Raw genomic sequence first — 23803 nt, forward strand, 5'->3', positions numbered from 1 at the left:
GGCCTCAGGTGGGATCGGTCAGGAAGACATAGATCTTGCGGGTGTGCTCGACGATCTCCCACGTTCCTTTCCAGCCGCGCGGCAGCATCACCGCATCACCCGGCCCCAGTTCGCGCGGCGTGCCGTCGAGCTGGGTCATCACGATCTTGCCCTGCAGGAAATAGCAGAACTCCGCCGCGGCGGAGCGGTCCGCGGTGAAGCGCCCGGGCGTGCATTCCCAAAGCCCGATGTCCAGCGCACCATCCGGCGAGGCCCACAGCGACTGGGCCGCCTCCTGCTGGCCGGGGTTCAGCGTGGTCGGCTTGTCGGCCAAAGCGCCAAGGTCGATGCCCGACAGCGCGGTGAATACGGAAAGGTCGATCATGTCGTCTCCAGGAAAACCGGTGCCCGGCAGGTATAGCCGCCCTGCCGGGCGCTTGGCGAGGTCCTGCGGGAAAGGTCAGCGCAGATTGGTCTTCGCCAGTTCGACAACCTCGTCCCCGCGCCCGCTGAGCACGGCTTTCAGCATGAACAGGCTGAACCCCTTGGCCATGGCAAGGGTGATCGCGGGCGGCATGACCAGTTCCTGCGGCGCGGTCTTCACGGCGACCACGGCGGGTCCGTCATGGGCAAAGGCGCGGGCAAGGGCGGCTTCCAGATCATCGGCATCCTCGACCCGGATGCCCAGAATCCCCGAGGCAGTTGCGATGGCGGCAAAGTCGGGGTTGTCGTAATGCACATTGGTGTCGACAAAGCCGCCGGCCTTCTGCTCCAGCGCGACAAAGCCCAATTCGCTGTTGTCCACGATCACCACCTTCACCGGCAGCTTCAGCTGGCGCAGCGACAGAAGATCGCCCATCGACATCGAGAACCCGCCATCGCCGGACAGCGAGATCACCTGCCGCCCCGGCGCCGCAGCCTGCGCCCCCAAAGCCTGCGCCAGAGCATTGGCCATCGAGCCGTGGTTGGCCGAAAACAGCAGCCGCCGCTTGCCGTTGACCGCGATATGACGTGCCGCCCAGACCGTCGGCGTGCCGACATCGGCCGAGATCACCGCATCCTCTGCGGCCAGTTTGCTGACCATATGGGCCAGATACTGCGGATGGATCGGCCGGCCCCTCGCGCTTGGCCGTTCCAGATCGTCCAGACCGGCGCGCGCCTTGGCATAGTGCTTGCGGGCGGCGGTCAGGAAGCCAGGGTCGGCCGCGCCGTCCAGATGCGGCAGAAGGGCGGCAATGGTCTCGCCCACATCGCCGACGATGCCCAGCGTCAGCGGCGCGCGTTTGCCAAGTTGCGCGGGGTCGATATCGACCTGCAGGATCTTCGCCCCCTTGGGATAGAAGTTGCGATAGGGAAAGTCGCTGCCCAGAACCAGAAGCGTGTCGCAGCTTTCCATCGCGTGATAGCCCGAGGAGAAGCCGATCAGCCCGGTCATGCCGACGTCATAAGGGTTGTTCCACTCGACATGTTCCTTGCCGCGCAGGGCATGAACGACCGGCGCCTGCAGCTTTTCAGCCAGGGCCACCACGGCGTCGTGCTGGCCGGCGCAGCCGCTGCCGCAAAGCAGGGTCACCGCCTCCGCCTCGTTCAGGATCCTGGCCAGCTTGGCGATCTCGGTCGCGGCGGGCAGGATGCGCGGCACGGCGGGGGCGGCGAAGGTGGCGGAGGCCCCGGCCGGCGCCTCTTGCAAGGCCACATCGCCGGGCACCACGATCACCGCCACGCCGCGCTTGCCGATGGCGGCGCGCATCGCGCGGTGCAGAACCTCGGGCATCTGGGCCGGGTTGGTTACCAGTTCCACGAAATGGCTGCACTCGCGGAACAGCTCCTGCGGGTGGGTTTCCTGAAAATAGCCCAGCCCGATCTCGGAGGAGGGGATATGCGCCGCAATCGCCAGAACCGGCACATGGTTGCGGTGGCAGTCGAACAACCCGTTGATCAGATGCAGGTTCCCCGGCCCGCAGCTGCCGGCGCAGACGGCCAGTTCGCCGGTCAGGGCGGCCTCGGCCCCGGCGGCAAAGGCCGCCACCTCTTCGTGCCTTGTCATCATCCAGTCGATGCGTTTCTGCACGCGCAGCGCCTCGTTCAGGCCGTTCAGGCTGTCGCCGGTCACGCCCCAGATCCGTTTGACACCGGCATTGGCCAGGGTTTCGGCGATGAGTTCGGAGATCTTCATGTTGGGACTTCCTTCAGGTTCAGACGGAATGGTGACGCGGGTTCGCGGTTCAGAGGCGGGCCCATTGGCGGCCCAGCTCGATGCCGTAGTCGAGCAGGCGGTTGCCATAGCGCAGCTGGCCCCGCTGGAAATTGGCCATGGCGTCGTCGACATCGCCGGGGCTTTGCAGCAGCGCATCGGCCAGCGCCTGGGCATCCCGGGCAGCCTTGGCCGCGCCGCCGGCGGTATGGGGCCGCACGACAAAGGCCGCATCGCCGGTGAGAACAGTCCGGCCGAACACGGTTTGCGGCACGCCCAGATCGACGATGGTCTGCAAAAAGGGCTGGCGGGTCGCAGCAACAAGAGCGGCGAAATTCGGGTGCAGCTCGCGGGCGGCTTGGCCGGGCAGCGCTGCGACCACCTCGTCCCGCGCCATGCCCCGGCGCAGCGAGGCGTGCCTTTGGTGGCCATCCCGCGTGACCAGAAGCGCGTCGCGCTGGCCGGGCGTGGCCCCGACATACCAGACCCAGTTCATCTGCCGGTGGCCGCGCGCCGTGGCCAGGCCCGGCCCGGGGATGAAATAGGCCAGGGCATGGCCGCCCGACCGCGCATCGCTGAACGAGAAGATATCGTCGAAGGCATCGACGAGGTCGACGGGCATCTCCGCCTCCAGCACAGTGCCGCGCCAGGCGACGTAACCAGCATAATCCGCCTCCAGCGCGGGCAGCAGGCGGCGGCGGATCGGCGACTGGCTGCCATCGGCGGCCACCAGCAGATCGGCCTCGACGGTGCCACGGCCCGACACTTCCAGCCTGACCCCAGCCTCCGAAAGGGTCACCTCGCCCACGGCCGCGCCGGGATGATAGTGGTCCGGGGGGAACTGCTGGTGCAGCGTGGTGTAGATCGCATCCCAGGAGGTGAACTGCTGCGGCATCGGCTGCACCGGCCCGACCCCTCCGCCGAAGCCAAGGTGGCGCCGCCCGCTGCACCGCGTCACGGGCAGAACCGGGCCACCCGGCACCTGCAGCAGGGCGCTCAGTTCAGGCTGCACCACCAGCCCGGCGCCCGCTGCGCGCAGGGGCCCCGGATCGGCTTCGTAGACATCCACCGCAAACCCGGCCCGATGCAGCGCCAGACCGGCGCCAAGACCCGCAATCGACCCTCCGGCCACCGCGATCCGCGGCAGATCCCGTGCGGAGGCCGCGCCGCGCGCGCTCATGCCATGTCTCCCGCAAATCCGACCGCTTGCCGCAAGACCGTGACGATCATTTCGGCGGGTTGCGCGCCGCTGAAGAGGAAATCCTCGCCCAGAAGTACGCTGGGCACGCCCCGGATGCCGGCCCGGCGGGCGTCGCGGTCCAGAAGCTCGACGGTCTCCCACAGGCCGGGGTCGATCGCGGGGCCGTGTTCAAAGCCCACGTCCCGCGCAATGTCACGCAGGACCTCCCTGCTGCCGATGTCGCGGCCCTGGGTGAAATAAGCCTGAAACACCGCCTCGACCGCGCGGTTCTGCAACAGGGTGCCGCCGGCGCGCAGGGCATCGGCGATCATCACATGCGAGGCCATCGTGTTGGGGGTGCGCTCGATCAGGTCATAGCGGAAGCCGATCCCGACCTCCTGGCCGATCCGGGTGATCTGCCGGTCCATCGCCGCACTTTCAGCCGCCCCATATTTGGCGGCGCGGTAGGTGGGCCGGTCCATCCCGGCGTCGGGCATGTCGGGGTTCAGCTGGAAGGGGCGCCATTCAAGGTCGAAATTCAGCCCCTCGGCAGCGAGAGTGACCTGCGCCGCCTCGATCCGGCGCTTGCCGAGAAAACACCAGGGGCAGATCGAGTCCGACACGACGACCAGTGTCCAGAGCTTTGGCGGGGTGTCCATCATCTTTTCCACTTCCGAAACGGGGGTTTGCGACAGGCTGTGCGGTAACCTGCGACAGCGTCGGGTTGACCAGAAGGTGCAGGCTTCGGCGGGGCTTTGAAAGCATACGAAGGTTTTGTCCAAGCCGGACGGTCCGGATGTTGCAGCAGCACGGCGGAGGGTGGGCGTTATAAGATGCTGTATACAAAGGAATATTATCGTACTATAATTCGTTCGAACGTGCCGCCACCGCAGCGGGACGAAATTTCCCCCCTGCCTGTCACTGCAAACGTTCGTATGATTCCTTCCCCGGCATCCGCCCCCTAAACACGGGAAGGCCAAGGCGGCGATGATCGGTGAGTGCGGGACCCTCCCCCTGCATCCGGGCGTGCTGCGGCTTGGAACACTTCAGGCGGAGAATGCTCATGTCCGATCCGAACTTCTGGCTGACCCGGCGTGCCTTTGTCGGCAGCGCAGCGGCCCTCGCCAGCTCGGCCTGCCTTGCGGGTCAGGCCTTCGGCGACACCAAACCCAAGAAAAAACCTCAGAACGGAGACCACGAAATGTCCAGCGGATTTGTGAAAACGAAAGATGGCGTGGAGATTTTCTTCAAGGACTGGGGCCCGAAAGATGCCCAGCCGATCGTCTTCCACCACGGCTGGCCTCTGTCCTCGGACGACTGGGATACCCAGATGCTGTATTTCCTGGCCAATGGCTACCGCGTCGTGGCGCATGACCGCCGCGGCCATGGCCGCTCGTCGCAGGCCGATACCGGCAATGACATGGATCATTACGCCGCCGATGCCTCTGCCGTGGCCGAGCATCTCGACCTGAAGAAYGCCGTCCACATCGGCCACTCGACCGGCGGCGGCGAGGTGGCCCGCTATGTCGCGCARTTCGGCGAGCCGCAGGGYCGGGTGGCCAAGGCYGTCCTGGTCAGCGCCGTCCCGCCGATCATGCTGAAGACCGAGGCCTATCCCGATGGCCTGCCGATGGAGGTGTTCGACGGCCTGCGCGCCGCCTTGGCCGCCAACCGGGCGCAGTTCTACCTCGACCTCGCCTCGGGYCCCTTCTACGGTTTCAACCGGCCYGACGCGAAGGTCTCGCAAGGGGTGATCGACAACTGGTGGCGYCAGGGCATGATGGGYGGYGCCATCGCGCATTACGACGGCATCAAGGCCTTTTCGGAGACCGACCAGACCGCGGATCTGAAGGCGATCACCGTGCCGACGCTGGTGTTGCAGGGCGATGACGAYCAGATCGTGCCCTACAAGAAYGCYGCCGAACTGCAGATCAAGCTTTTGAAGAACGGCGAGAAGAAGATCTACAARGGCTTCTCGCATGGCATGCTCACCGTGAATGCCGATGTGATCAACCCCGACCTTCTGGCCTTCATCAAGAAGTAAGCTTGCGGATCACGACGACGAAGGGAGGGCGGATCGGATCCGCCCTCCCTTTTTGCGTTGCAGCTCCGGACGAAACCGCTGCCCCGCCCGGCGAAGGGGCGAGCTGCAGCGTGATGTGCTGACACTGATTTCTGCCAGTCTGCGGCACGCCGCCTAACTGGTCGCGGCCTCGATCGCGTCCAGAAGCGCGTCGGGGTCGATCGGTTTGGCCAGGAAATCGCGTGCGCCGCAGGTCAGGGCGCGTTGCCGCGCGGCGGGCGTCGGATAGGCGGTCATCAGGATCAGGGGCTTCTCCCAATGCCGGCGCATCAGCTCTTCCTGCAGCTCGATGCCCGACAGGCCGGGCATGTGCAGATCGGTGACGATGCAGGCGAATTTGTCGGGGGTGGCATAGCCCAGAAGCTCTTCGGCCGTGGCAAAGCCCAAACCCTCCATCCCGGCGGATCGCAACAGGCTGTCCACGCTGCCGCGGACGCCGGGATCGTCATCGACGATCGCAATCAACAGGGGATGAGGCATGCGAGGACTCCGATCGCCAGGACAGAATGCGCCTGACATCCAAGATATACCCTGCCTGCGCCCTGCGCACTATCATACCTAAATGTTATACCGATGGATACTCGCGTCCCGCACGCCAAGCTGTTCGGCCATGCGCACGAGGTCGGCCAGCGACTGGGCATCCATCTTGCGCATCACGTTGCCGCGGTGGATCTTGACGGTGATCTCGCTGAGGTCGAGGCGCGCGGCCACCTGCTTGTTCATCAGGCCGGTCACAACCAGGGCCATCACCTCTTTTTCGCGCGCGGTCAGCCCATCGTAATGGGTCTGGACCCGCGCCGTCATCAAGGCGCCGTTGCGTCTTTCCTGATCCGTATCAAGGGCTTTTGCCACGGCTTCCAGCAATTGGTCATCGCCGAAGGGCTTGGGCAGAAAGTCGATCGCCCCGGCCCGCATGCCGCGCACCGTCATCGGAATATCGCCATGCCCGGTGATCAAGACGACCGGCACGGCGTGTTTCTGACCGGTGAGGCTTTCCTGAAAGTCGAGGCCATTTTCCCCCGACAGCCGGATATCGAGCACAAGGCAGCACCGCGCCTCCGGCATCTCTGCGGCGAGATAGGCGGCCGGGCAATCGAAGAGACGAACGTGATAACCGCAGGACCGCAGCAAAGAGCCGATCGAGCCGCGCAGCCCGGGGTCATCGTCGATCACGTTGACGCAGCCGTTCTCCAGATGATCTGTCATGCGCAAGCTCCTGTCTGTGCGATGGGCAGGCGCATGTGCATCGTCAGCCCGCCCAGCGGGTTCTGCGCCGCATGCAAGCTGCCGCCGTGTTGTTCCATGATGCTGCGGCAGATGGTCAGGCCCATGCCCATACCCTCGGCCTTGGTGGTGAAGAAGGGGCGGAACAGGGTTTCCGGGTCCGCCCCCGCCAGCCCGGTTCCGGCATCGCTGAGTGCGATCCGCACGAATCCGCCCTCCGCCTCGGCCTCGATCCTGATCGCGCGGTTGTCGTCGTCGGTCGTGGCCATCGCCTGTTGCGCATTGAGGATCAGGTTCAGCAGGACCTGTTGCAGCTGCACGCGGTCGGCGCAGACCTGCGGCAGGTCCGGCGGCAGCGCCGAAACCAGCGAGACGCCGGCGGCGGAGAGGTCGCGTTGCAGCAGGATCATCGTGTCGGCCAGAACGGCATCCAGCGCGATATTGGCATGGACCGGCTCGGTCTTGCGCGCCAGATCGCGGATCCGGGCGATCACATCGGCGGCGCGGGCACCATTGGCGGCGATCTGATCCAGACAATCCTTGACCTCGGCGACCTGCGGCACATCGCGCGCCAACCAGCGCCGGCCGGATTTCGCATAGGTGATGATCGCCGAAAGCGGCTGGTTGACCTCATGCGCGATGGAGGCGGCGATCTGGCCCAGGGTCATGACGCGCGCCATGTGGATCAGCTCGGAATGCGATTCCGCGAGCGCCTTGTGGGCCCGGTTGCGCTCGGTCACATCCAGTGCGGTGACCAGCACATGGTTCCAGCCCTCATCATCCGGCGGGCGCGAGACGCGCAACAGGACGTCGATCACCTCTCCCGTCAGCTTGATGAACTGCACCTCGGCCTCCACCGGGGATTCGCCGGCCTGCAGGCGTTGGAAGATCCGGGCCTGAATGCCCTGCCCGCCCAAAGTGTGTCTCTGCAGGATGTTGCCGCCGATCAGTTCGGACCGGTCGGCATAGCCGAACAGCTGGGCCGCCTGCTGGTTGGCGTGGCGGACAAAGGCCGAAGCAGCCGCCTTGTGGGCGAGTTCGGGTGTCGGCTCGGCGCCGCCCTGCAACATCGCATAGGCCTGCGACCAGTCGGATTCCCAGATCGGAAAGCCCGACGCGTTGAGGATGGTGGCATAGCGCGCATCGGCGCGGCGGCGCTGTGCGGCCTGGGCGATCTGGCTGGCGGACAGAAGGCTGGTGACGCAGATCGCCAGAAGGCTGACGCCCAGCCGGATGGCCGGCGACCCGAACGGCGCCTCGCCATGGCTGATCGCATAGCCGACCAGGGCGAGGGCCGCCGACACCGCGCCCGCGGCAAAGACCAGGCTGCGCTGACCCGGCCGGGCGGCGATCAGCACGACAATCGTGTAAAGCACGGCCACGGCGCCCTGAAGCGGGCTGAGCACGTCCAGCGCGAAGATGGCCAGCGCAAGCGCCAGTGCCGCCGCGCAATGCACGGTGCCGACGATCCGCCTTGCCTGCCTGTCGCCCTGTATGGCCGCCTCCTGAACCCTTGCCACCGATCGCCGGAACCTTTTCAATCTGACGTTGTTACGCCGCGGGGGCAAGTCGGCCTCGCGGCGCATGACGGCGGCTCTTTGTCTGGTCCAGTGATCTGATGAACCATCAGGCACAAGCGCGTGTCGTGCCATCATACTGAAGTTTGGGGTGGCGCGACGGCGCAAGCAAACTTCTGTATGATTGGCCGCAAGCAAGGCCGCGTCGAAGGTGCCCGCAGGGAATGGCACCCGTCGCTTCCGAGCCCGTCCCTTCCGAGGAGGAAATAGTCTATGTCCAAAACCGATGGCCGGGAGCACCAGATCTTCCCGATACTGACCCCAGCCCAGGTCGCGATCGCCTCCCGCTTTGCCAGTGCCCCGGCACGGGATTTCGCCCCCGGAGAGACGGTTTTCGCCATTGGCGCCAGCGGGGTGGCGACCTGGCTGGTCCTGTCGGGCGCCATTGTGGTGACGCGCCGCGATGGGCTGAACAGTCTGGCGCCCGTCACCACCCATGCCGTCGGCCAGTTCACTGGCGAGGTGAACCAGCTGTCCGGCCGCCCCTCACTGGCGGCCGGGGCGGCGGGGCCGGAGGGTTGCGTGGCCTTGCCCTTCGATGCGCCGCACCTGCGCGCGTTGATGATCGGCTCGGCCGAGATCGGCGAGATCATGATGCGCGCCCTGATCCTGCGCCGGGTCGGGCTGATCGGCCATGGCGGCGCGGGCACGATCCTGATCGGCGCGCCGGGCAGCCCGGATGTGCTGCGCCTGCAGAACTTCCTGACCCGTGCCGGGATGCCCAATCTGCTGCTGGATGCCAGCCTGGACGAGGAGGGCCGCGCGCTGGTCGAACGCACCGGCGTGCTGGAGGCGGAACTGCCGCTGGTGGTCTGCCCCGGCGGCCAGATCCTGCGCTGCCCGACCGATGCCGCCCTGGCCGGTTGTCTGGGCATCGTGCCGGATCTCGGGCCGGAGAAGCTTTATGACGTGGCGATCGTTGGCGCCGGGCCCGCCGGCTTGGCGGCGGCGGTCTATGCGGCCTCCGAAGGGCTGTCGGTTCTGGTCCTGGATGGCCAGTCGATGGGCGGGCAAGCTGGAGCCTCGGCCCGGATCGAGAATTACCTCGGCTTTCCCACCGGCATCTCGGGCCATGCGCTTTCGGCGCGGGCCTTCAATCAGGCGCTGAAATTCGGGGCCGAGATCGCGATTCCGGTGCAGGTCGACCATCTGAGCCTGCGGGAAGGCCAGCTGGCCCTCGCCTGTGCCGACAATCGCAAGATCCGGGCGCGGTCGATCGTCATTGCGGCGGGCGCGCGCTATCGCCGGCCCGATGTGCCCAACCTTGCGACCTTTGAAGGGGCGGGCGTGTCCTACTGGGTCTCGCCCATCGAGGCGCGGCTTTGCGCGGGGGAAGAGGTGGCGCTGGTCGGTGGCGGCAATTCGGCGGGTCAGGCGGTGGTCTTTCTGGCCCCGCAGGTCCGCCGCCTGCATCTGGTGGTGCGCCGCCCGCTGGCGGAAACCATGTCGCGCTACCTGATCGACCGGATCGCCGCCCTGCCCAATGTCGAACTGCACGTCGGGTCCGAACTCGCCAGCCTCGAGGGTGCCCGCGAGACCGGGCTTGAGGCCGCAAGCTTCCGCGACCGGACCACGGGCGCCATCACCCGCCGCAGCCTGCGCCACATCTTCCTGTTCATCGGCGCCGATCCCAACGCGGATTGGGCGCGGGCCTGCGTCGACATGGATGCGCATGGCTTCGTCAAGACTGGCCAGGGTGCCCTGTCACTGGAAACCAGCCTGCCCGGCGTCTTTGCCATCGGCGACGTGCGGGCCGGATCGACCAAGCGCGTCGCCGCCGCCGTGGGCGAGGGTGCGGCCGTCGTCTCGCAGATCCACACCATGCTGGCCCAACAGACCGAGGAGGCAAGATGAAACGCTGCACTCACACCAACACGATCCACACGGTCCAGCCCAGTGCCAAGGGCTGCGAGGACTGCCTGAAGATCGGCAGCGCCTGGGTCCACCTGCGGCTCTGTCGCGATTGTGGCCATGTCGGCTGCTGTGACGATTCCCCGCACCGCCACGCCAGGGCGCATTTCCACGCCACCGGCCATCCGATCATCGAGGGCTACGACCCGCCGGAAGGCTGGGGTTGGTGCTATGTCGACAAGATCGAGGTCGATCTGCCAGACCAGACCCCGCAACTGGGTCCGATCCCGCGCTTTTACTGACACCCCACCCGCGAAAACACTGCCCGAACGGCCCCCGGAGTGGCACTCCGCAGGGCCGTTTCCGTCATGGGTGGGATTCGCGGGGCTGCGCGCCGGACAGGACCAAACCTTTGTATGCGATGCGAAAAGCAAAGGCCGGGTCTAACCTTTCCGCAAGGCCTTGGGGGATCGGGTTCGGACCTTCTGGCTGAAAAGGAACGACACCATCCGCCCCGCGTTACCATCGCATCATTCCAGAGGAGACCTGCCATGACCCAACCGAAGAAAACCGCCTCCGCCCGCCATCTGGCCACGCCCACCGACCTGTCCGCCGAGGCCACCCGCGACATCGCCGCCGGGCTGAACCGCATCCTTGCCGATGCCTTCGCGCTTTACCTCAAGATCAAGAACTTCCACTGGCACATGAGCGGCCCGCATTTCCGCGACTACCACCTGATGCTGGACGACCATGGCGACGAGGTTCTGGCGATGACCGACCCGCTGGCCGAACGGGTCCGAAAGCTGGGGCACACCACGCTGCGCTCGATCACCGGCATCATGAACACCCAGACCATCCTCGACAATGACGCGGACTACGTCGATCCGCAGGACATGCTGGCCGAACTGCACAGCGACAACCTGCAGATCCTGGGCGAGATGCGCCGCGTCCATGACATCTGCGACGAAGGCGGCGATGTCGCCTCGGCCAGCCTGCTCGAGAACTGGATCGACGAGGGCGAAAAGCGCGGCTGGTTCCTGTTCGAGACGCTGCGCAGCCCGATGACCGCCTGAACCTTCCCTCCTGCCAAAACCAATGTGCCGCGCTGTCACCAGCGCGGCACATTTCATTTTACCAAGGGGAGGAAGCAGCGACCCTCAACGGGCCGCGCGTTTGCGGATGCTGTTCAGTTGCAGCCCCGCCGCCACCAGACCGGCCAGCGCACCACCCGCCGAAACCGCAGCCCAGCCATAGGGCCACAGGAACGTCGCCAGGGCCGAACCGGCGGCACCACCGAGGAACATCGACCCCATGAAGATCGTGTTCAACCGCGAACGTGCCTCGGGCCGCAGGGCGTAGATCACATGCTGGTTCGACACCATGCTGCCCTGCATCGCGAAATCCAGCACCACGACCCCGACGATCAGCCCGGCGATCGAGGTCCAGAGCCCGAAGATCACCCAGGACACCAGCGTCAGAACCGCGCCCACGGCGATCACGGTATGCGGGCCGCGCTTGTCGGCGATGCGACCGGAAATCGGGGCCGCCAGAATGCCGGTCAGACCCAGAAGCCCGAACAGCCCCGCCACCTCGGCGCCATAGCCGAACTGTGGCTGTTGCAGGCGGAAGGCCAGCACCGTCCAGAAGGCCGAGAAAGCCCCGAAGACCAGCGCCTGCGACACGGCGGCCAGGCGCAGCGCGGGGAATTCCCGCCACAGGCCGGCCAGCGAATGCAAGAGGGCGCCATAGGACACTTTCTGATCGGGCTGGCTTTTCGGCAGGGTCAGCTGCACGGTCGCCGCCGCCAGAAGGGCGATAGGCGCGCCGATCCAGAACATCTCGCGCCAGCCCAGCGTGCTGCCGACATAGCCCGAGATCGTCCGGCTCAGAAGGATGCCGCTCAGGATGCCCGACACCACGGTGCCGACCGTGGCGCCACGCTTGTCAGGATTCGACAGATGGGCGGCGAAGGGCACGATCTGCTGCGCCACGGTCGAGCTGAGCCCGATCAGTGCCGAGGCGGCGACCAGCGACCAGCCGCCCGGCGCCACCGCCGCGCCGACGAGCGCCAGGGCCAGCACCAGAAACTGCAGGATGATCAGGCGTTTGCGCTCCAGCACATCGCCCAGCGGCACCAGGAGGAACAGGCCCGCCGCATAGCCCAGCTGGGTGACGGTCGGCACCAGGCTGACGCCGGTGCGGCCCATGTCCTTCTCGATCATCTCCAGCATCGGCTGGTTGTAGTAAAGGTTCGCGACAGCGGCCCCGGCGGCAACGGCCATGGCAAGGATTGTGCCACGCCCGATCTCTTGCGGTATTTTCAACTCGGAGGCCTTTGCTTTTGGCTGGGTTGGGACCGGCTGCGCGGGCCCGAATGTCGGATTGATCATCTCGTACTCCATGCGGTTCCAGACCGCGACTGTTTGCACGCCCTATCTAGCGTCTTTCCGATTCCGACATTAGCCGTTGCATTTGGGTGGGCGGTATCACACTAAAGGTTATAATGAACGTCGATGACCTGGAAATTCTGGTGGAGGCGGTGCGCAGCGGCAGTCTTGTGGGGGCCGCGCGGCGCCTGCGGCTGACCTCGATGACCGTGACCCGCAGGCTGGCGGCGCTGGAGGCGGAGCTGGGCGTGCGGCTCTTGCATCGCAGCACCCGCGCCGTGGGCCTGACGCCTGAAGGCGAGACCTTTCTGCCCTATGCCGAAGCGATGCTGGATCAGGCCGCCACCAGCCGCGAGGCGCTGCGCCCGGCGGGCGAGGGCGCGCAGGGTCTGCTCCGCGTGACCGCCTCGATCGCCTTCGGGCGGTTGATGGTGGCGCCGATGATCCCGGCGGTGCTGGCGGCCAACCCGGGGCTCAGCGTCGATCTGATCCAGACCGATGGCGTGGTGGACATCGTGGCCGATGGCATCGACCTGGCCATCCGGATCGGCAACCTGCGCGACAACTCGCTCGTGGCGCGCAAGATCGCGGCCAATCAACGCGTGCTTTGCGCCACGCCCGAATACCTTCAGCGTCGCGGCGCGCCACAGAACCTGGCCGATCTGCCGGGGCATGAATGCCTGACGCTGGGTGGCTTTGACCGCTGGGATTTTCGCCACCGCGTCACGGGCGAGGCGCTGTCTGCCCGGGTCCACGGCCGCTTCAGTGCCAATTCCTTCGAGACGCTGCATGGCGTTTGCCGCGGCGGGGTCGGCATCGCCTATCTGTCGCAATGGTTTGCCGCCGAGGATCTGGCCCGTGGCCGTCTGGTGTCCTTGCCGCTGGCCGATGTCCTGCCCGAGGAGACCGCGATCTGGGCCGTCCATCCGACCCGGCGGCTGGTGCCGGCCAAGGTGCGGGTCTTTGCCGATGCCCTGCAAGCGCATTTTCTGGCCGAGATGGCCCGCCACGGCACCTCTGACGCCTGAAGCGCGCCCGCCGCCGCCTTTTCCGATTGATCCGGCCCGCAAACTGCGGGATGCCTCAGCGATGACTTGGACCGCGCTTTTCCCCACCATCACCGCCGCCTTCCTCGCCTCGCTGGTCGAGGTGGTGGAGGCTTTCACCATCGTCCTCGCCGTCGGCATCACCCGAGGCTGGCGCCCGGCGCTGACCGGTTCGGCGCTGGCCTTGGGCGTTCTGGTGCTGATCGTGCTGATCTTCGGGCCGGTTCTGGCCCTGATCCCGATCGGGGCGCTGCGGTTCACCGTGGGCTGCCTGTTGATCCTGTTCGGCCTGCGCTGGCTGCGCAAGGCGATCCTGCGCGCGGCCGGGTGGATTCCGCTGCATGACGAGGCGCTGGCCTTTGCCAGGGAAACCGACGAGCTGAAGGCGCTGGCCGCCGAGCGCCGGGCCGATGTCATGGCCGCCACCGCCGCCTTCAAGGCCGTGCTGCTGGAGGGGGTGGAGGTCGTCTTCATCGTCATCGCGGTCGGCGCGGCGCATGGCCAGACCTTCTGGGCGGGCATGGGCGCCTTGGCGGCGGTGGTCCTTGTGCTGATTTTGGGCGCCGTCGTGCATCGCCCGCTGGTGCAGGTGCCGGAGAACACGCTGAAATTCGTCGTGGGCCTGATGCTCTGCGCCTTCGGGGTGTTCTGGACGGGCGAGGGGCTCGGCGCGGCGTGGCCCGGCGAGGATCTGGCCCTGGTCTGGATCTTTGCGCTGTTCCTCGTCTTCGCCCTCGGCGCGGTGCGCCTTTGTGCCAAACCCGGGCTGGAGGGCGCGCGATGAAATGGCTGATCCTGATCTGGGACGAGACGTTGAGCATGTTCGTCGATGACGGGGCCATGGCCCTGCAAGCGGCCGTGCTGATCGCGCTGGTCGCAGGGGCGGTCAAGCTTCTGGGGGTCGCACCGCTTCTGGGCGGGGTCCTGCTGCTGGCGGGGTGTCTTGCCGTGCTAGGCTTGAGCCTGTGGCGCAAGACCCGGCGGCGGTAGGGGCTGCGGCCGGGTCTTCCCGTCCCGCAGACCTCAGGCGCGCAGACCTCAGGCCCGCGGGCCCACCACAGCAATGCCCAGCGTTTCCAGAACCTTGGCCTCGATCTGCGGCGCCTCCATCCCGGCGGCGCGGTACATCGCTTCGGGCGAGGCCTGGTCGATGAAGACATCGGGGAAGACCATGCTGCGGAACTTCAGCCCGGTGTCAAAGACGCCCTCTTCGGCCAGAAGCTGGGCGACATGACTGCCAAAGCCGCCGATGGCGCCCTCTTCAATGGTGATCAGCGCCTCATGGCTGCGCGCCAGCTGCAGGATCAGATCGCGGTCGAGCGGTTTGGCAAAGCGGGCATCGGCCACAGTGGGCGGCAGGCCGCGCAGGGCCAGCGCCTCGGCGGCCTTCAAAACCTCGGCCAGATGGGTGCCAAAGGACAGGATCGCCACGCGCGCGCCTTCGCGGATCATGCGGCCTTTGCCGATCGGCAGGGGCACGCCCTTGGCGGGCATCTCAACGCCAACACCCTCGCCGCGCGGATAGCGGAAGGCGATCGGACCGGAGTCATGCGCGGCGGCGGTCGCGACCATATGAACCAGCTCCGCCTCATCCGCCGCGGCCATCACCACGAGGTTCGGCAGGTTGGCGAGGTAGGCCACGTCGAAGGCCCCGGCATGGGTCGGGCCATCGGCGCCGACCAGCCCGGCCCGGTCAATCGCAAAGCGCACGGGCAGATTCTGGATCGCCACATCATGCACGACCTGATCGTAACCGCGCTGCAGGAAGGTGGAATAAAGCGCGCAGAACGGCTTCATCCCCCCCGCCGCAAGACCCGCTGCAAAGGTCACCGCATGCTGTTCGGCAATGCCCACGTCGAACACGCGCCTGGGAAAGCGGGTCGCGAACAGGTCCAGCCCGGTGCCATCCGGCATCGCGGCGGTGATGGCGACGATCTTGCTGTCGGCCTCGGCCTCGCGGATCAGGGCTTCGGCGAAAACCTTGGTGTAAGACGGCGCGTTGGAGGGCGATTTCTTCTGCACCCCGGTCAGCACATCGAACTTGGCCCGGGCATGGCCCCGGTCGGCGGCCATCTCGGCGGGGGCATAGCCCTTGCCCTTCTTTGTGATCACATGGATCAGCGTCGGCCCGGTCGCCCGCGCCTTGACGGTGCGCAAGACCGGCAGCAGCTGGTCCAGATCATGGCCATCTATCGGGCCGACATAGGAAAACCCCAGCTCCTCAAACAGCGTGCCGCCGACGGTCATGCCTTTCAGCATTTCCTTGGCCCGGCGTGCGCCTTCTTGAAACGGCTCGGGCAGCAGGCTGACCATGCCCTTGGCGGCCTGCTTGATCTCCTGGAAGGGCGCCCCGGCGTAAAGCCGCGACAGGTAGGACGACATCGCGCCCACCGGCGGCGCGATCGACATCTCGTTGTCGTTCAGGATCACGAACATCCGCTTCTTCAAGGCACCCGCGTTGTTCATCGCCTCGAACGCCATGCCGGCGGACATCGAGCCGTCGCCGATCACGGCAATCGCATCACCCGGATCGCCACCCAGTTCGGCCGCCATTGCAAAGCCCAAAGCCGCCGAAATCGACGTGGAGCTATGCGCTGCACCAAAAGGATCATACCGCGACTCGCTGCGCTTGGTGAAACCCGAAAGCCCACCCTCGGTCCGCAAGGTGCGGATGCGGTCGCGCCTGCCGGTCAGGATCTTGTGCGGATAGCATTGGTGGCCGACATCCCAGATCAACTTGTCACGCGGTGTGTCGAACACCGCATGCAGCGCCACGGTCAGTTCGACCACGCCCAGACCCGCGCCCAGATGGCCGCCGGTGACCGACACGGCCGAGATCGTCTCGGCCCGCAGTTCATCGGCCAGAAGCCGCAACTCACGGTCCGTCAAGGATTTCAGGTCGGCGGGAAACTGCACGCGGTCAAGCGTCGGGGTGATGGGGCGCGATGTGTCGGACATGGATTCCTCAGCTTTCCCGCGCGATAACGAAGCGCGCCGCCGCAATCAAGGTCGCAGCCCGGTTGCCATAGGGCGAAAGGCAGGCTTCGGCCTCGGCAATCAGGTCGCGGGCCCGCGCCTCGGCGCCTTCCAGCCCAAGGAGCGAGACAAAGGTCGCCTTGCCTGCCGCCGCATCCTTGCCCAGCCGCTTGCCTGCCTTGGCAGGATCGCCCTTCACATCCAGAATGTCATCGGCGATCTGAAAAGCCAGCCCCAGCGCCCTTGCATATCCGGCCAGCGCCGCCCGGTCCTCGCCTGCGATGATCGCCCCGGCCTCGGCCGAAAAGCCGATCAGCGCGCCGGTCTTGCCGGCTTGCAACCTTGTGATCTGGTCCAGCGTCAAAGGCTCTGCCGCCACCTCTGCCGCCATGTCCAAAGCCTGCCCCAGAACCATGCCCTCGGCGCCCGAGGCCCTGGCAAGGCCCTGAACAAGACCCATCCGCACCTCTGCCGACCCCAGGGCCGGATCGCAGAGAAGTTCAAAGGCCAGGGTCTGCAAAGCATCCCCGGCCAGAACGGCGGTCGCCTCGTCCCATTTCTTGTGAACCGTCGGCAGGCCGCGCCGCAGATCGTCGTCATCCATGCACGGCAGATCGTCATGGATCAGCGAATAGGCGTGCAAGGCCTCGACCGCCGCTGCCGCACTGATCGCGCGGTCACCCAGACCGAACAATCGTGCGGTTTCCAGCGCCAGAAAGCCGCGCAGACGCTTGCCGCCCTGAAGGGCATAGCGCATCGCCACCACCACAGGCACCTCGGCACGGTCGGACAGGGCCGCAGTCAGCCGCGCCTGAATGGCGGCGGCATCGGCGGCGAGGATATCGGGAAAGCTCACATCCCCTCCACCGGGGTGACGCCCATGGCCTTGCCCTCGGCGGCGCGGATCAGTTCAACCTTTTCTTCGGCATCCTTGAGCTTGCCCGCGCAATGCGCCTTCAGCGCTGCCCCGCGCTCATACAGCGCGATCGATTGTTCCAGCGCGACATCGCCGCGTTCCAGCTGGGTGACGACCTTTTCCAGCTCGGCCATGGCCTCTTCAAAGGTCATCTCTACGACGGGTTTATCAGCCAAGGCCACGCTCCTGCAAAACGCCCACATGCGCCGCGACCGAGGCCGCCAGCGCCGCCAGATCATAGCCGCCTTCCAGGCAGGATACCACCCGGCCCTGTGCCGAGGCATCAGCGAGGTCGCAAAGCTTGTGGGTCAGCCAGGCGAAATCCGCGGTCTGCCAGTTCAGCTGCGCCAGAGGGTCATCTTCATGGGCATCAAAACCGGCGCTGATCAGGATCAGTTCGGGCTTCCAGGCGGCAAGCGCGGGGAAAACTTCGGCCTCATAGACCGCCCGCATCCTGCCCCCGCTGCTTTCGGGCGGCAGCGGCAGGTTCAGGATCTGGCCATGCGCGCCCTTTTCCTCGCGCCCCCCGGTGCCGGGCCAGAGCGGCATCTGCTGGCTGGAGACGAAGAGCGCGCGCCCCTCGTTCCAGAGCAGATCCTGCGTGCCATTGCCGTGATGGACGTCGAAATCCACCACGGCGACGCGGGCAAGACCATGGTGGTCCAGCGCCCTTTTGGTCGCAATCGCGACGGTGCCGAACAGGCAAAACCCCATCGGCGTCGCGGTTTCCGCATGGTGACCCGGCGGGCGCGAGGCCACGAAGGCGGTCTTGTCCTCGCCCGCCAGCACCGCGTCCACCGCCCCACAAGCGCCACCGACCGCCCGCAGCGCCGCCTCGAAAGAGCCGGGCGACATCCAGGTGTCAGGGTCGAGCTGCGCCGTGCCGGACAGAGGCTCGGCGGCGCGGATCCGGTCGATATAGGCTTGCGGATGACAGCGCAAAAGTTCCGCCTCGGCGGCCAAAGGTTGCTCGCGCCGGGTCAGGCTCAGGCTCGCGACGCCCTTCTGGACAGCCTCCATCCGCGCCACCTGTTCGGGATGGCCGGCAGGCGTGCGATGGCGGCTGGCGGCCGCATGGGCATAGAACAAGGTCATGGCATCCCCCTTTTGCCGCGATCAAAGGGGAAAGCGGGGCCCGAGGCAAGCCGTCACAACGCACCGCCGCGCACCACCACCTCAGCCGGGCGGATCACCGCGTTGCTGCGGTGCAGGATCACCTGGCTTGCAACTGCGCTCACCGCGCTGGCGTGGTTCGGGATCACCTGCAGTTTCTCGCCGATCCGGGGCCGCGCCCCGCAGAGCCGCAGATCGACATGGGCATGCTCCGCGCCGAGGCCGGTGATCGAAGCCGAGGGATAGGCCGGGATCATGCCATGACCCTCCAGTCCGAAAAGACCCGAGGTGAGCGAGTTCGCCCCCGCATCCAGGATGGCACGGTCGGGCGTGGGCCGGCTCACCACCGTGGTCAGAACAGTCAGCGCGCAATCCTCCACGGGGCAAGTGCCGCGCGCCAGCAGGGCGCGGTCATTGTAAATGTAGGCCCTCGCACGATATTCCGTCATCGATGGCGTCTGCGCCGCCAAAGCCAGCGAGGGCGTCCCCCCGGTCGAGATCACCTCGCAGGGCCCGACATCCGGCAGGCAAAGCGCGGCTGCGGTCGACAGAAAGGCCTCGACCCGGGCTTGGCTTTGTGGGCCGGGACAGGTCATCATCCCGCCGAAGCGCAGGCCCGGGGCGGCGGCGATGGCGCGGGCCAGATCGCGCGCGGCCTCGGGGCTTTGCACGCCGCAGCGCGCCCTGCCGGTGTCGCATTCGACCAGAACGGGAAGGGGCAGGGCGCTGCCCGCCATGCCCGAGGACAGCGCCGCCACACCTTCCGCACTGTCAGCCACGACGCGGAGCTGCCCCGCTTCGGCCAGACGGCGGGCGCGGGCGATTTTCTCGGGCGACAGCAGGTTGTGGCACAGAAGGATATCGTCAAAATCGGTGGCGAAAACCTCCGCCTCCGCGATGGTCTGGCAGGTGATGCCGATGGCCCCGGCCTGCATCTGAAGCCCCGCCAGAAAGGGGATCCCATGGGCCGTGACATGCGGGCGAAAGCCCTTGCCCAATTGGTCAAACAGGCTTTGTGCGCGGTGGATATTGGCCTCGACCCGGTCAAGATCGACCAGAACGGCAGGGGTTTCGACATCCTCGATCCGCATCGCAGCCTCCGCAAGAGGGGGACGGCCTTGCCGGCCGCCCCGGCGCAACCGCGCGCCCCCGGTCAGAACAGATCGACGCTGCCCGATTGCGCCTGTGCCCGCGGCGGCGGCACCTCGTTCAGCTCGACCTCGTCGTTCTTGACGAACAGCAGCTTCACCTGTCCGGTGGTGGGCCGCAGGATGACGCGGCGGGCCAGCACACCCCCCAGGCTTTCCGCGACGATGGGAATCCCCTCATTGGCCAGAAAACTATGGGCAAAGGCACCATTCTGCCGCCCGATATCGGTGAGCGTCGCCGACATGCGGGCGCCGCCGAAGACCTTGGCCTGCAGGCGCGCCTTGGAGGCGCCGTTCTTCAACAACTCGTTGATCAGCTTTTCCATCGCGTTGACACCAAAGCGGATATGCCCGGAATCGGTGCCCCGGCCCGCTGGCAACAGGAAGTGGTTCATCCCGCCGATCGCCCCCACCGTGTCAAACAGGCAGACCGAGATGCAGGACCCCAGCACCGTCGAGAGCGAGGTTTCGGCATGGGAGGACACATAATAGGTGCCCTGTACGACGTAGACGAGCTTTCCCTCTGTGATCACGGTCATGATGCAACGCGTCCTTTTTCCGAGTTCTGGGCGCAGGCCCGCAGGATGGCGCCCGCGATTTCCGGCAGCGGCAACTGCTGACGCACGGCGCCGATTTCAAACGCCGCCCGCGGCATGCCATAGACAACGCTGGAGCTTTCGTTCTGTCCGAGGGTGATGGCCCCGGCCTTGCGCAGGGCGAGCAACCCCTCGGCCCCGTCGCGGCCCATGCCGGTCAACAGGGCGGCCACCACATGCGAGGCCACCGGAACGGCAGAGTGGAAAAGGGCATCGACCGAGGGCAGATGACCCGACACGAGCGGCCCGGGTTCCACCGCGATGCGATAAGGTTTGTTGGACCGCAGCCTCATATGCCCGGGACATCCGGCCGCGACGCAGACCCGCCCCGGACGCAGCTCCATCCCGTCCTGGGCCGCCTCGACCACGGCATTGGTGCGGCGGGCGAGCAGCCGAATCAGGCTTTCGGAAAATCCTTGGCCGGTGTGCTGCACAACGGCAACCGGCGGGCAATCGACCGGCAGGGCCGACAGGACTGCCAACAGGGCATCCACGCCGCCGGTCGAAGCGCCGATCAGGATCAGCTTTCCGGCGCGGAAGGCCCCGGTGCTGCGTGCCGTGGCGGTAACCGGCCCGGCGACCGGGGCTTGCGGGCGCGGCGCCACCCGCCGCATCGCCGCCGAGATCTGCGCGCAAATGGCCTGAGGCGCCAAAGCTGTATCAATGGCGGGAAAGTCATTGGCGGTTTCGGCATTGACCGGCGGGATCAATCCCGACCCGCTCAACCCCCGGTGATCCACGGTGATCCACCGCGCCTCCAGGGCCCGAAACAGCGACCGCATGAGGGAGAATTCTGGCAATTGGGTCAGCTCCCGGGCGATCAGGACCATGTCCGGCTCCATCGCCTCTGCCGCCGTATAGGTTGCGGGCAGGTCCGAAGCCTGGCTGATCACGCGAAAGCCCGGCACCGCATCAAGTGCTTTGATCAGCTTGATGCGCATCGCAGGATTTCCGCCCGCTATGATCACTGTAAGGTCTGGCACCATTCTCTCCTACCGAATCCCGGCCTTCGGGTGACTTGCACAAACGGGATCAGAAATCCTGCCACATGCCATTGGCGCTCGCGGGCTGGCTCCGCTGGGGTGCGGGGGAAACAGGGGCCATGACCTCCCTGACCTTGACGGGTTTCGGTGCGGCCTCGTGGGCGCTGCGCCGGAGCTCAAGGTTTTCAACGATCGGACGCGGAGCCTTCACCGGCGGACGCATGATCGAGGCTTTCACCTGGAACTGGGCCACAAGTTCCGAAAGCCCGGACGCCTCCTGATTCATCGACTGGCTGGCGGCCGTCGATTCCTCGACCATGGCGGCATTTTGCTGCGTGACCTGATCCAGCTGCGACATGCCGACGTTGATCTCGGCCAGACCGGTCGATTGCTCCGCGGCGGCCGAGGCGATGTTGGAGACCAGGGTCGAAATATGACCGACGCGGTTCACGATATTGGCCAGGGCATCACCGGCCCGCCCCACCTGTTCAACCCCACGCCCGACATGTTGGGTCGAGGCGCTGATCAGGGATTTGATCTCCTTCGCGGCGGCAGAAGACCGTTGCGCAAGGGCCCGCACCTCCGAAGCGACGACAGCAAAGCCGCGCCCGGCATCGCCGGCCCGCGCCGCCTCGACCCCGGCATTCAGGGCCAGAAGATTGGTCTGGAAGGCGATATCGTCGATCACACCGATGATCTGCGAGATCTGGTCGGAGGAATTCTCGATCTCGGTCATTGCACTGACCGCGCCCTGGACGACCTTGCCGCTTTCTTCGGCCTCGGCTCGGGCGGATTTGACGATACCTTCCACCTCTTTCGCCCCTTCCGCGGCCGAGCGGATCGAGGCGGTCAATTCATCAAGCGCCGCAGCGGTTTCCTCCAGGGTTGCCGCCTGGGTTTCGGTCCGCGTCGACAGGTCTTCCGAGGACTGGCTGATCTCGCGGGCGCGGGAGCGGATGCTTTCCGAGGTTTCAACGACCAGGGACATCGTCTCTGACAGGCGCCCGCTGGCCTGGTTGAAGTCCTGGCGCAGGCTTTCGTATTCACCGAAATCGGTGTCGATCGTATGGGTCAGATTGCCCGAGGACAGGTTGTGCAACCCGGTCGTCAGCTGCGTCACGACATGTTTGGCATGTTCCGCCTTGCCTTGGCGTTCCTGCTGCTCAGCCTCGTTGAGCGCGAGTTTTTCGCGCAGCGCATCGAGGGATTTCGCAATGTCGCCGACCTCGTCATTGCGATCCGTTTCAAGGATCTCGGTGGCAAGGTCGCCGCTGGCGATGGTGCGGATAGCCGAACTGACGCGCACGATGGGGCCGGTGATCGTGCGCGCGGCGAAGGTGCCCAGAACGGCAAGCAGTGCCGCCGCGGCAAGGCTCCACAGGATCAGGTGGTTCACCGAGGCATTGACGTTGGCATAGGTCTCGCTGTCGGCGACTTCGACGAGGATGCGATAATCCAATCCATCAATCTTCACCCCCGTCGCCACCGCCGTGCCGATCTCGCCGGAGTTGAGCTTGACGTGGCGTTCGGGCACAAGGGCGGCCTGGGCGCTGCTGTCGATGGGCGGCAGGTTGGGCAGCGGGTCAAGCACGCTGTAGCGCGCGCCAAACCGTGAGGAGGTCCGCGCGGTCCCGTCGGCGCCGATCAAGGTGATCTCTTCTGATTTGCGCAGCCCGACCGGACTGTCCACGATGTCCTGCAAGGCGTGATCCGACATCTGGACCGCGAAAACGCCAACCACCTTGCCATCCTCCGCAAGGATGGATTTGGCCGCGAAAGAGGCCGGTGCGCCCGCGGAAGGGCCATATTTTGCATAATCCGCATAGTGCACCCGCGGCGAAGTGTCCGATTTTGCGGCCTTGAACACCGCCGCAAGCGGGCCTTTCGCCTCGGGGCCAGAGACCAGGTTGCTGGCGAAATCGGATTCCTTGTCGACGGAGAAGATGACATTGCCATCCAGATCAATCAGGAAGGAGTCGTAATAGCCGTGCAGTTGCGCCCATTTCCGAAAGGTCGGGTGAAACTGGGCGTGCTGATCATTATAGGGGCTTGGCGTGCTTGCACTGTCGAGCTCCATCCGTTTGCCGACTGGATTGGGATTGTTGGTGATGAAATCCGAAGTCAGCGCGTCGGCCGGGTTCGCGCCAAGCGCCTTCCAGCCCATTTCAAGCCTGCGGAAGCCCGAAAGGGTTACAGGGCTGCCTGCCATGTCCAGAAGATCGCGGCCGACTTCGGCATAGTAATTCTCGACAGTGGATTTTCGGGCTTTCAGCGTGCTCAGGATCGCGAATTCAGCATCATGCGTCGCCAGGGAACTGAGCTCGAAATACCCCACCGTTCCAACAACGGCAGACATCAACAGACCCACCCCGACGATCGCGGCCGGAAGCTTGGTCTTCAACGGAATGGAACCGAAATTAATCATCTTATTCCCTCTTGGCCGGTCTGGCTTGGCCCGGTCTGGCCGACGGCGCGATGCATCTTCTTTTTCGGCATTCTGCAGTCAGGCATTTAAGGCCAGTTTAATGAGAGCGATTCTTCAAAAGGCCC

Annotated in this window: 23 protein-coding genes; 7 read left to right on the forward strand and 16 right to left on the reverse strand. The window is 66.0% G+C overall.

The genetic code is table 11. The features are described 5' to 3' along the window. Positions 1-4 precede the first annotated feature (4 nt). From AC1DVR_RS00950 to AC1DVR_RS00965, 4 genes are all read right to left on the reverse strand, one after another. The gene (locus AC1DVR_RS00950; protein ID WP_477998641.1) at positions 5-364 is read right to left on the reverse strand and encodes a cupin domain-containing protein; all 360 of its coding nucleotides are present in this window, start codon (positions 362-364) and stop codon (positions 5-7) included. Between the two features lie 75 nt (positions 365-439). After that, positions 440-2155, reverse strand: coding sequence for a ubiquinone-dependent pyruvate dehydrogenase (gene poxB, locus AC1DVR_RS00955; protein WP_477998642.1), 1716 nt, complete (start codon positions 2153-2155; stop codon positions 440-442). 49 nt (positions 2156-2204) lie between these two features. Continuing rightward, a complete protein-coding gene (locus AC1DVR_RS00960; protein WP_477998643.1) occupies positions 2205-3353 on the reverse strand; it encodes an FAD binding domain-containing protein in 1149 nt (382 codons plus the stop codon). Beyond that, on the reverse strand, positions 3350-4012 hold the full coding sequence (locus AC1DVR_RS00965) for a DsbA family oxidoreductase (RefSeq protein WP_477998644.1): 663 nt from the start codon (positions 4010-4012) through the stop codon (positions 3350-3352). The genes AC1DVR_RS00960 and AC1DVR_RS00965 overlap by 4 nt, the downstream gene beginning before the upstream one ends. 404 nt (positions 4013-4416) lie before the next feature. Between AC1DVR_RS00965 and AC1DVR_RS00970 the strand changes: the two genes are divergently transcribed. Then, positions 4417-5397 carry an alpha/beta fold hydrolase gene (locus AC1DVR_RS00970; RefSeq protein ID WP_477998645.1) on the forward strand — a complete coding sequence of 327 codons (981 nt, stop codon included), beginning with the start codon at positions 4417-4419 and terminating at the stop codon, positions 5395-5397. Between the two features lie 153 nt (positions 5398-5550). Here AC1DVR_RS00970 and AC1DVR_RS00975 read toward each other — a convergent pair whose 3' ends face one another. The 3 genes from AC1DVR_RS00975 to AC1DVR_RS00985 form a co-directional block, all read right to left on the reverse strand. Beyond that, the gene (locus AC1DVR_RS00975) at positions 5551-5916 is read right to left on the reverse strand and encodes a response regulator transcription factor (RefSeq protein WP_477998646.1); all 366 of its coding nucleotides are present in this window, start codon (positions 5914-5916) and stop codon (positions 5551-5553) included. Between the two features lie 78 nt (positions 5917-5994). Further along, positions 5995-6642, reverse strand: coding sequence for a response regulator transcription factor (locus AC1DVR_RS00980; RefSeq protein ID WP_477998647.1), 648 nt, complete (start codon positions 6640-6642; stop codon positions 5995-5997). Then, complete coding sequence (locus tag AC1DVR_RS00985) at positions 6639-8180, reverse strand: sensor histidine kinase (RefSeq protein ID WP_477998648.1); 1542 nt, start codon at positions 8178-8180, stop codon at positions 6639-6641. The genes AC1DVR_RS00980 and AC1DVR_RS00985 overlap by 4 nt, the downstream gene beginning before the upstream one ends. Before the next feature lie 270 nt (positions 8181-8450). Between AC1DVR_RS00985 and AC1DVR_RS00990 the strand changes: the two genes are divergently transcribed. The 3 genes from AC1DVR_RS00990 to AC1DVR_RS01000 all read left to right on the forward strand — a co-directional run bounded on the left by AC1DVR_RS00990 (position 8451) and on the right by AC1DVR_RS01000 (position 11161). Continuing rightward, positions 8451-10091, forward strand: coding sequence for an FAD-dependent oxidoreductase (locus AC1DVR_RS00990; RefSeq protein ID WP_477998649.1), 1641 nt, complete (start codon positions 8451-8453; stop codon positions 10089-10091). Continuing rightward, on the forward strand, positions 10088-10390 hold the full coding sequence (locus tag AC1DVR_RS00995) for a UBP-type zinc finger domain-containing protein (RefSeq protein WP_477998650.1): 303 nt from the start codon (positions 10088-10090) through the stop codon (positions 10388-10390). Before AC1DVR_RS00990 ends, AC1DVR_RS00995 begins: the two co-directional genes overlap by 4 nt. 249 nt (positions 10391-10639) lie before the next feature. Next, positions 10640-11161: a Dps family protein gene (locus tag AC1DVR_RS01000; RefSeq protein ID WP_477998651.1), complete on the forward strand. Its 522-nt coding sequence runs from the start codon at positions 10640-10642 to the stop codon at positions 11159-11161. An 84-nt stretch (positions 11162-11245) separates the two neighbouring features. Here AC1DVR_RS01000 and AC1DVR_RS01005 read toward each other — a convergent pair whose 3' ends face one another. Then, positions 11246-12412 (reverse strand): MFS transporter, encoded by a 1167-nt coding sequence (locus AC1DVR_RS01005; protein WP_477998652.1) that lies wholly within the window; start codon positions 12410-12412, stop codon positions 11246-11248. 179 nt (positions 12413-12591) lie between these two features. Here AC1DVR_RS01005 and AC1DVR_RS01010 point away from each other — a divergent pair, with 179 nt between their 5' ends. The 3 genes from AC1DVR_RS01010 to AC1DVR_RS01020 all read left to right on the forward strand — a co-directional run bounded on the left by AC1DVR_RS01010 (position 12592) and on the right by AC1DVR_RS01020 (position 14511). Further along, on the forward strand, positions 12592-13503 hold the full coding sequence (locus AC1DVR_RS01010; protein ID WP_477998653.1) for a LysR family transcriptional regulator: 912 nt from the start codon (positions 12592-12594) through the stop codon (positions 13501-13503). A 61-nt stretch (positions 13504-13564) separates the two neighbouring features. Continuing rightward, positions 13565-14305, forward strand: a complete 741-nt coding sequence (locus AC1DVR_RS01015) for a COG4280 domain-containing protein (protein WP_477998654.1) — start codon at positions 13565-13567, stop codon at positions 14303-14305. Then, the gene (locus AC1DVR_RS01020; RefSeq protein ID WP_477998655.1) at positions 14302-14511 is read left to right on the forward strand and encodes a hypothetical protein; all 210 of its coding nucleotides are present in this window, start codon (positions 14302-14304) and stop codon (positions 14509-14511) included. The genes AC1DVR_RS01015 and AC1DVR_RS01020 overlap by 4 nt, the downstream gene beginning before the upstream one ends. A gap of 48 nt (positions 14512-14559) precedes the next feature. Here the strand turns inward: AC1DVR_RS01020 and dxs are convergent, their stop codons facing one another. The 8 genes from dxs to AC1DVR_RS01060 all read right to left on the reverse strand — a co-directional run bounded on the left by dxs (position 14560) and on the right by AC1DVR_RS01060 (position 23678). After that, entirely contained in the window at positions 14560-16479 is a 1920-nt protein-coding gene (dxs, locus tag AC1DVR_RS01025; protein ID WP_477998656.1) for a 1-deoxy-D-xylulose-5-phosphate synthase, read from the reverse strand. A gap of 7 nt (positions 16480-16486) precedes the next feature. Then, a complete protein-coding gene (locus AC1DVR_RS01030) occupies positions 16487-17353 on the reverse strand; it encodes a polyprenyl synthetase family protein (RefSeq protein WP_477998657.1) in 867 nt (288 codons plus the stop codon). After that, a complete protein-coding gene (locus tag AC1DVR_RS01035; protein WP_477998658.1) occupies positions 17350-17589 on the reverse strand; it encodes an exodeoxyribonuclease VII small subunit in 240 nt (79 codons plus the stop codon). The genes AC1DVR_RS01030 and AC1DVR_RS01035 overlap by 4 nt, the downstream gene beginning before the upstream one ends. Further along, positions 17582-18508, reverse strand: coding sequence for a histone deacetylase family protein (locus tag AC1DVR_RS01040; protein WP_477998659.1), 927 nt, complete (start codon positions 18506-18508; stop codon positions 17582-17584). Before AC1DVR_RS01040 ends, AC1DVR_RS01035 begins: the two co-directional genes overlap by 8 nt. A gap of 53 nt (positions 18509-18561) precedes the next feature. Continuing rightward, positions 18562-19617 (reverse strand): alanine racemase, encoded by a 1056-nt coding sequence (locus tag AC1DVR_RS01045; RefSeq protein ID WP_477998660.1) that lies wholly within the window; start codon positions 19615-19617, stop codon positions 18562-18564. A 62-nt stretch (positions 19618-19679) separates the two neighbouring features. Then, complete coding sequence (locus tag AC1DVR_RS01050; RefSeq protein ID WP_477998661.1) at positions 19680-20213, reverse strand: chemotaxis protein CheD; 534 nt, start codon at positions 20211-20213, stop codon at positions 19680-19682. Beyond that, positions 20210-21253, reverse strand: coding sequence for a chemotaxis protein CheB (locus tag AC1DVR_RS01055; protein WP_477998662.1), 1044 nt, complete (start codon positions 21251-21253; stop codon positions 20210-20212). Before AC1DVR_RS01055 ends, AC1DVR_RS01050 begins: the two co-directional genes overlap by 4 nt. 49 nt (positions 21254-21302) lie before the next feature. Next, on the reverse strand, positions 21303-23678 hold the full coding sequence (locus tag AC1DVR_RS01060) for a methyl-accepting chemotaxis protein (RefSeq protein WP_477998663.1): 2376 nt from the start codon (positions 23676-23678) through the stop codon (positions 21303-21305). Positions 23679-23803 lie beyond the last annotated feature (125 nt).

It is taken from the genome of Rhodobacter sp. P2_H5, from assembly GCF_056403335.1.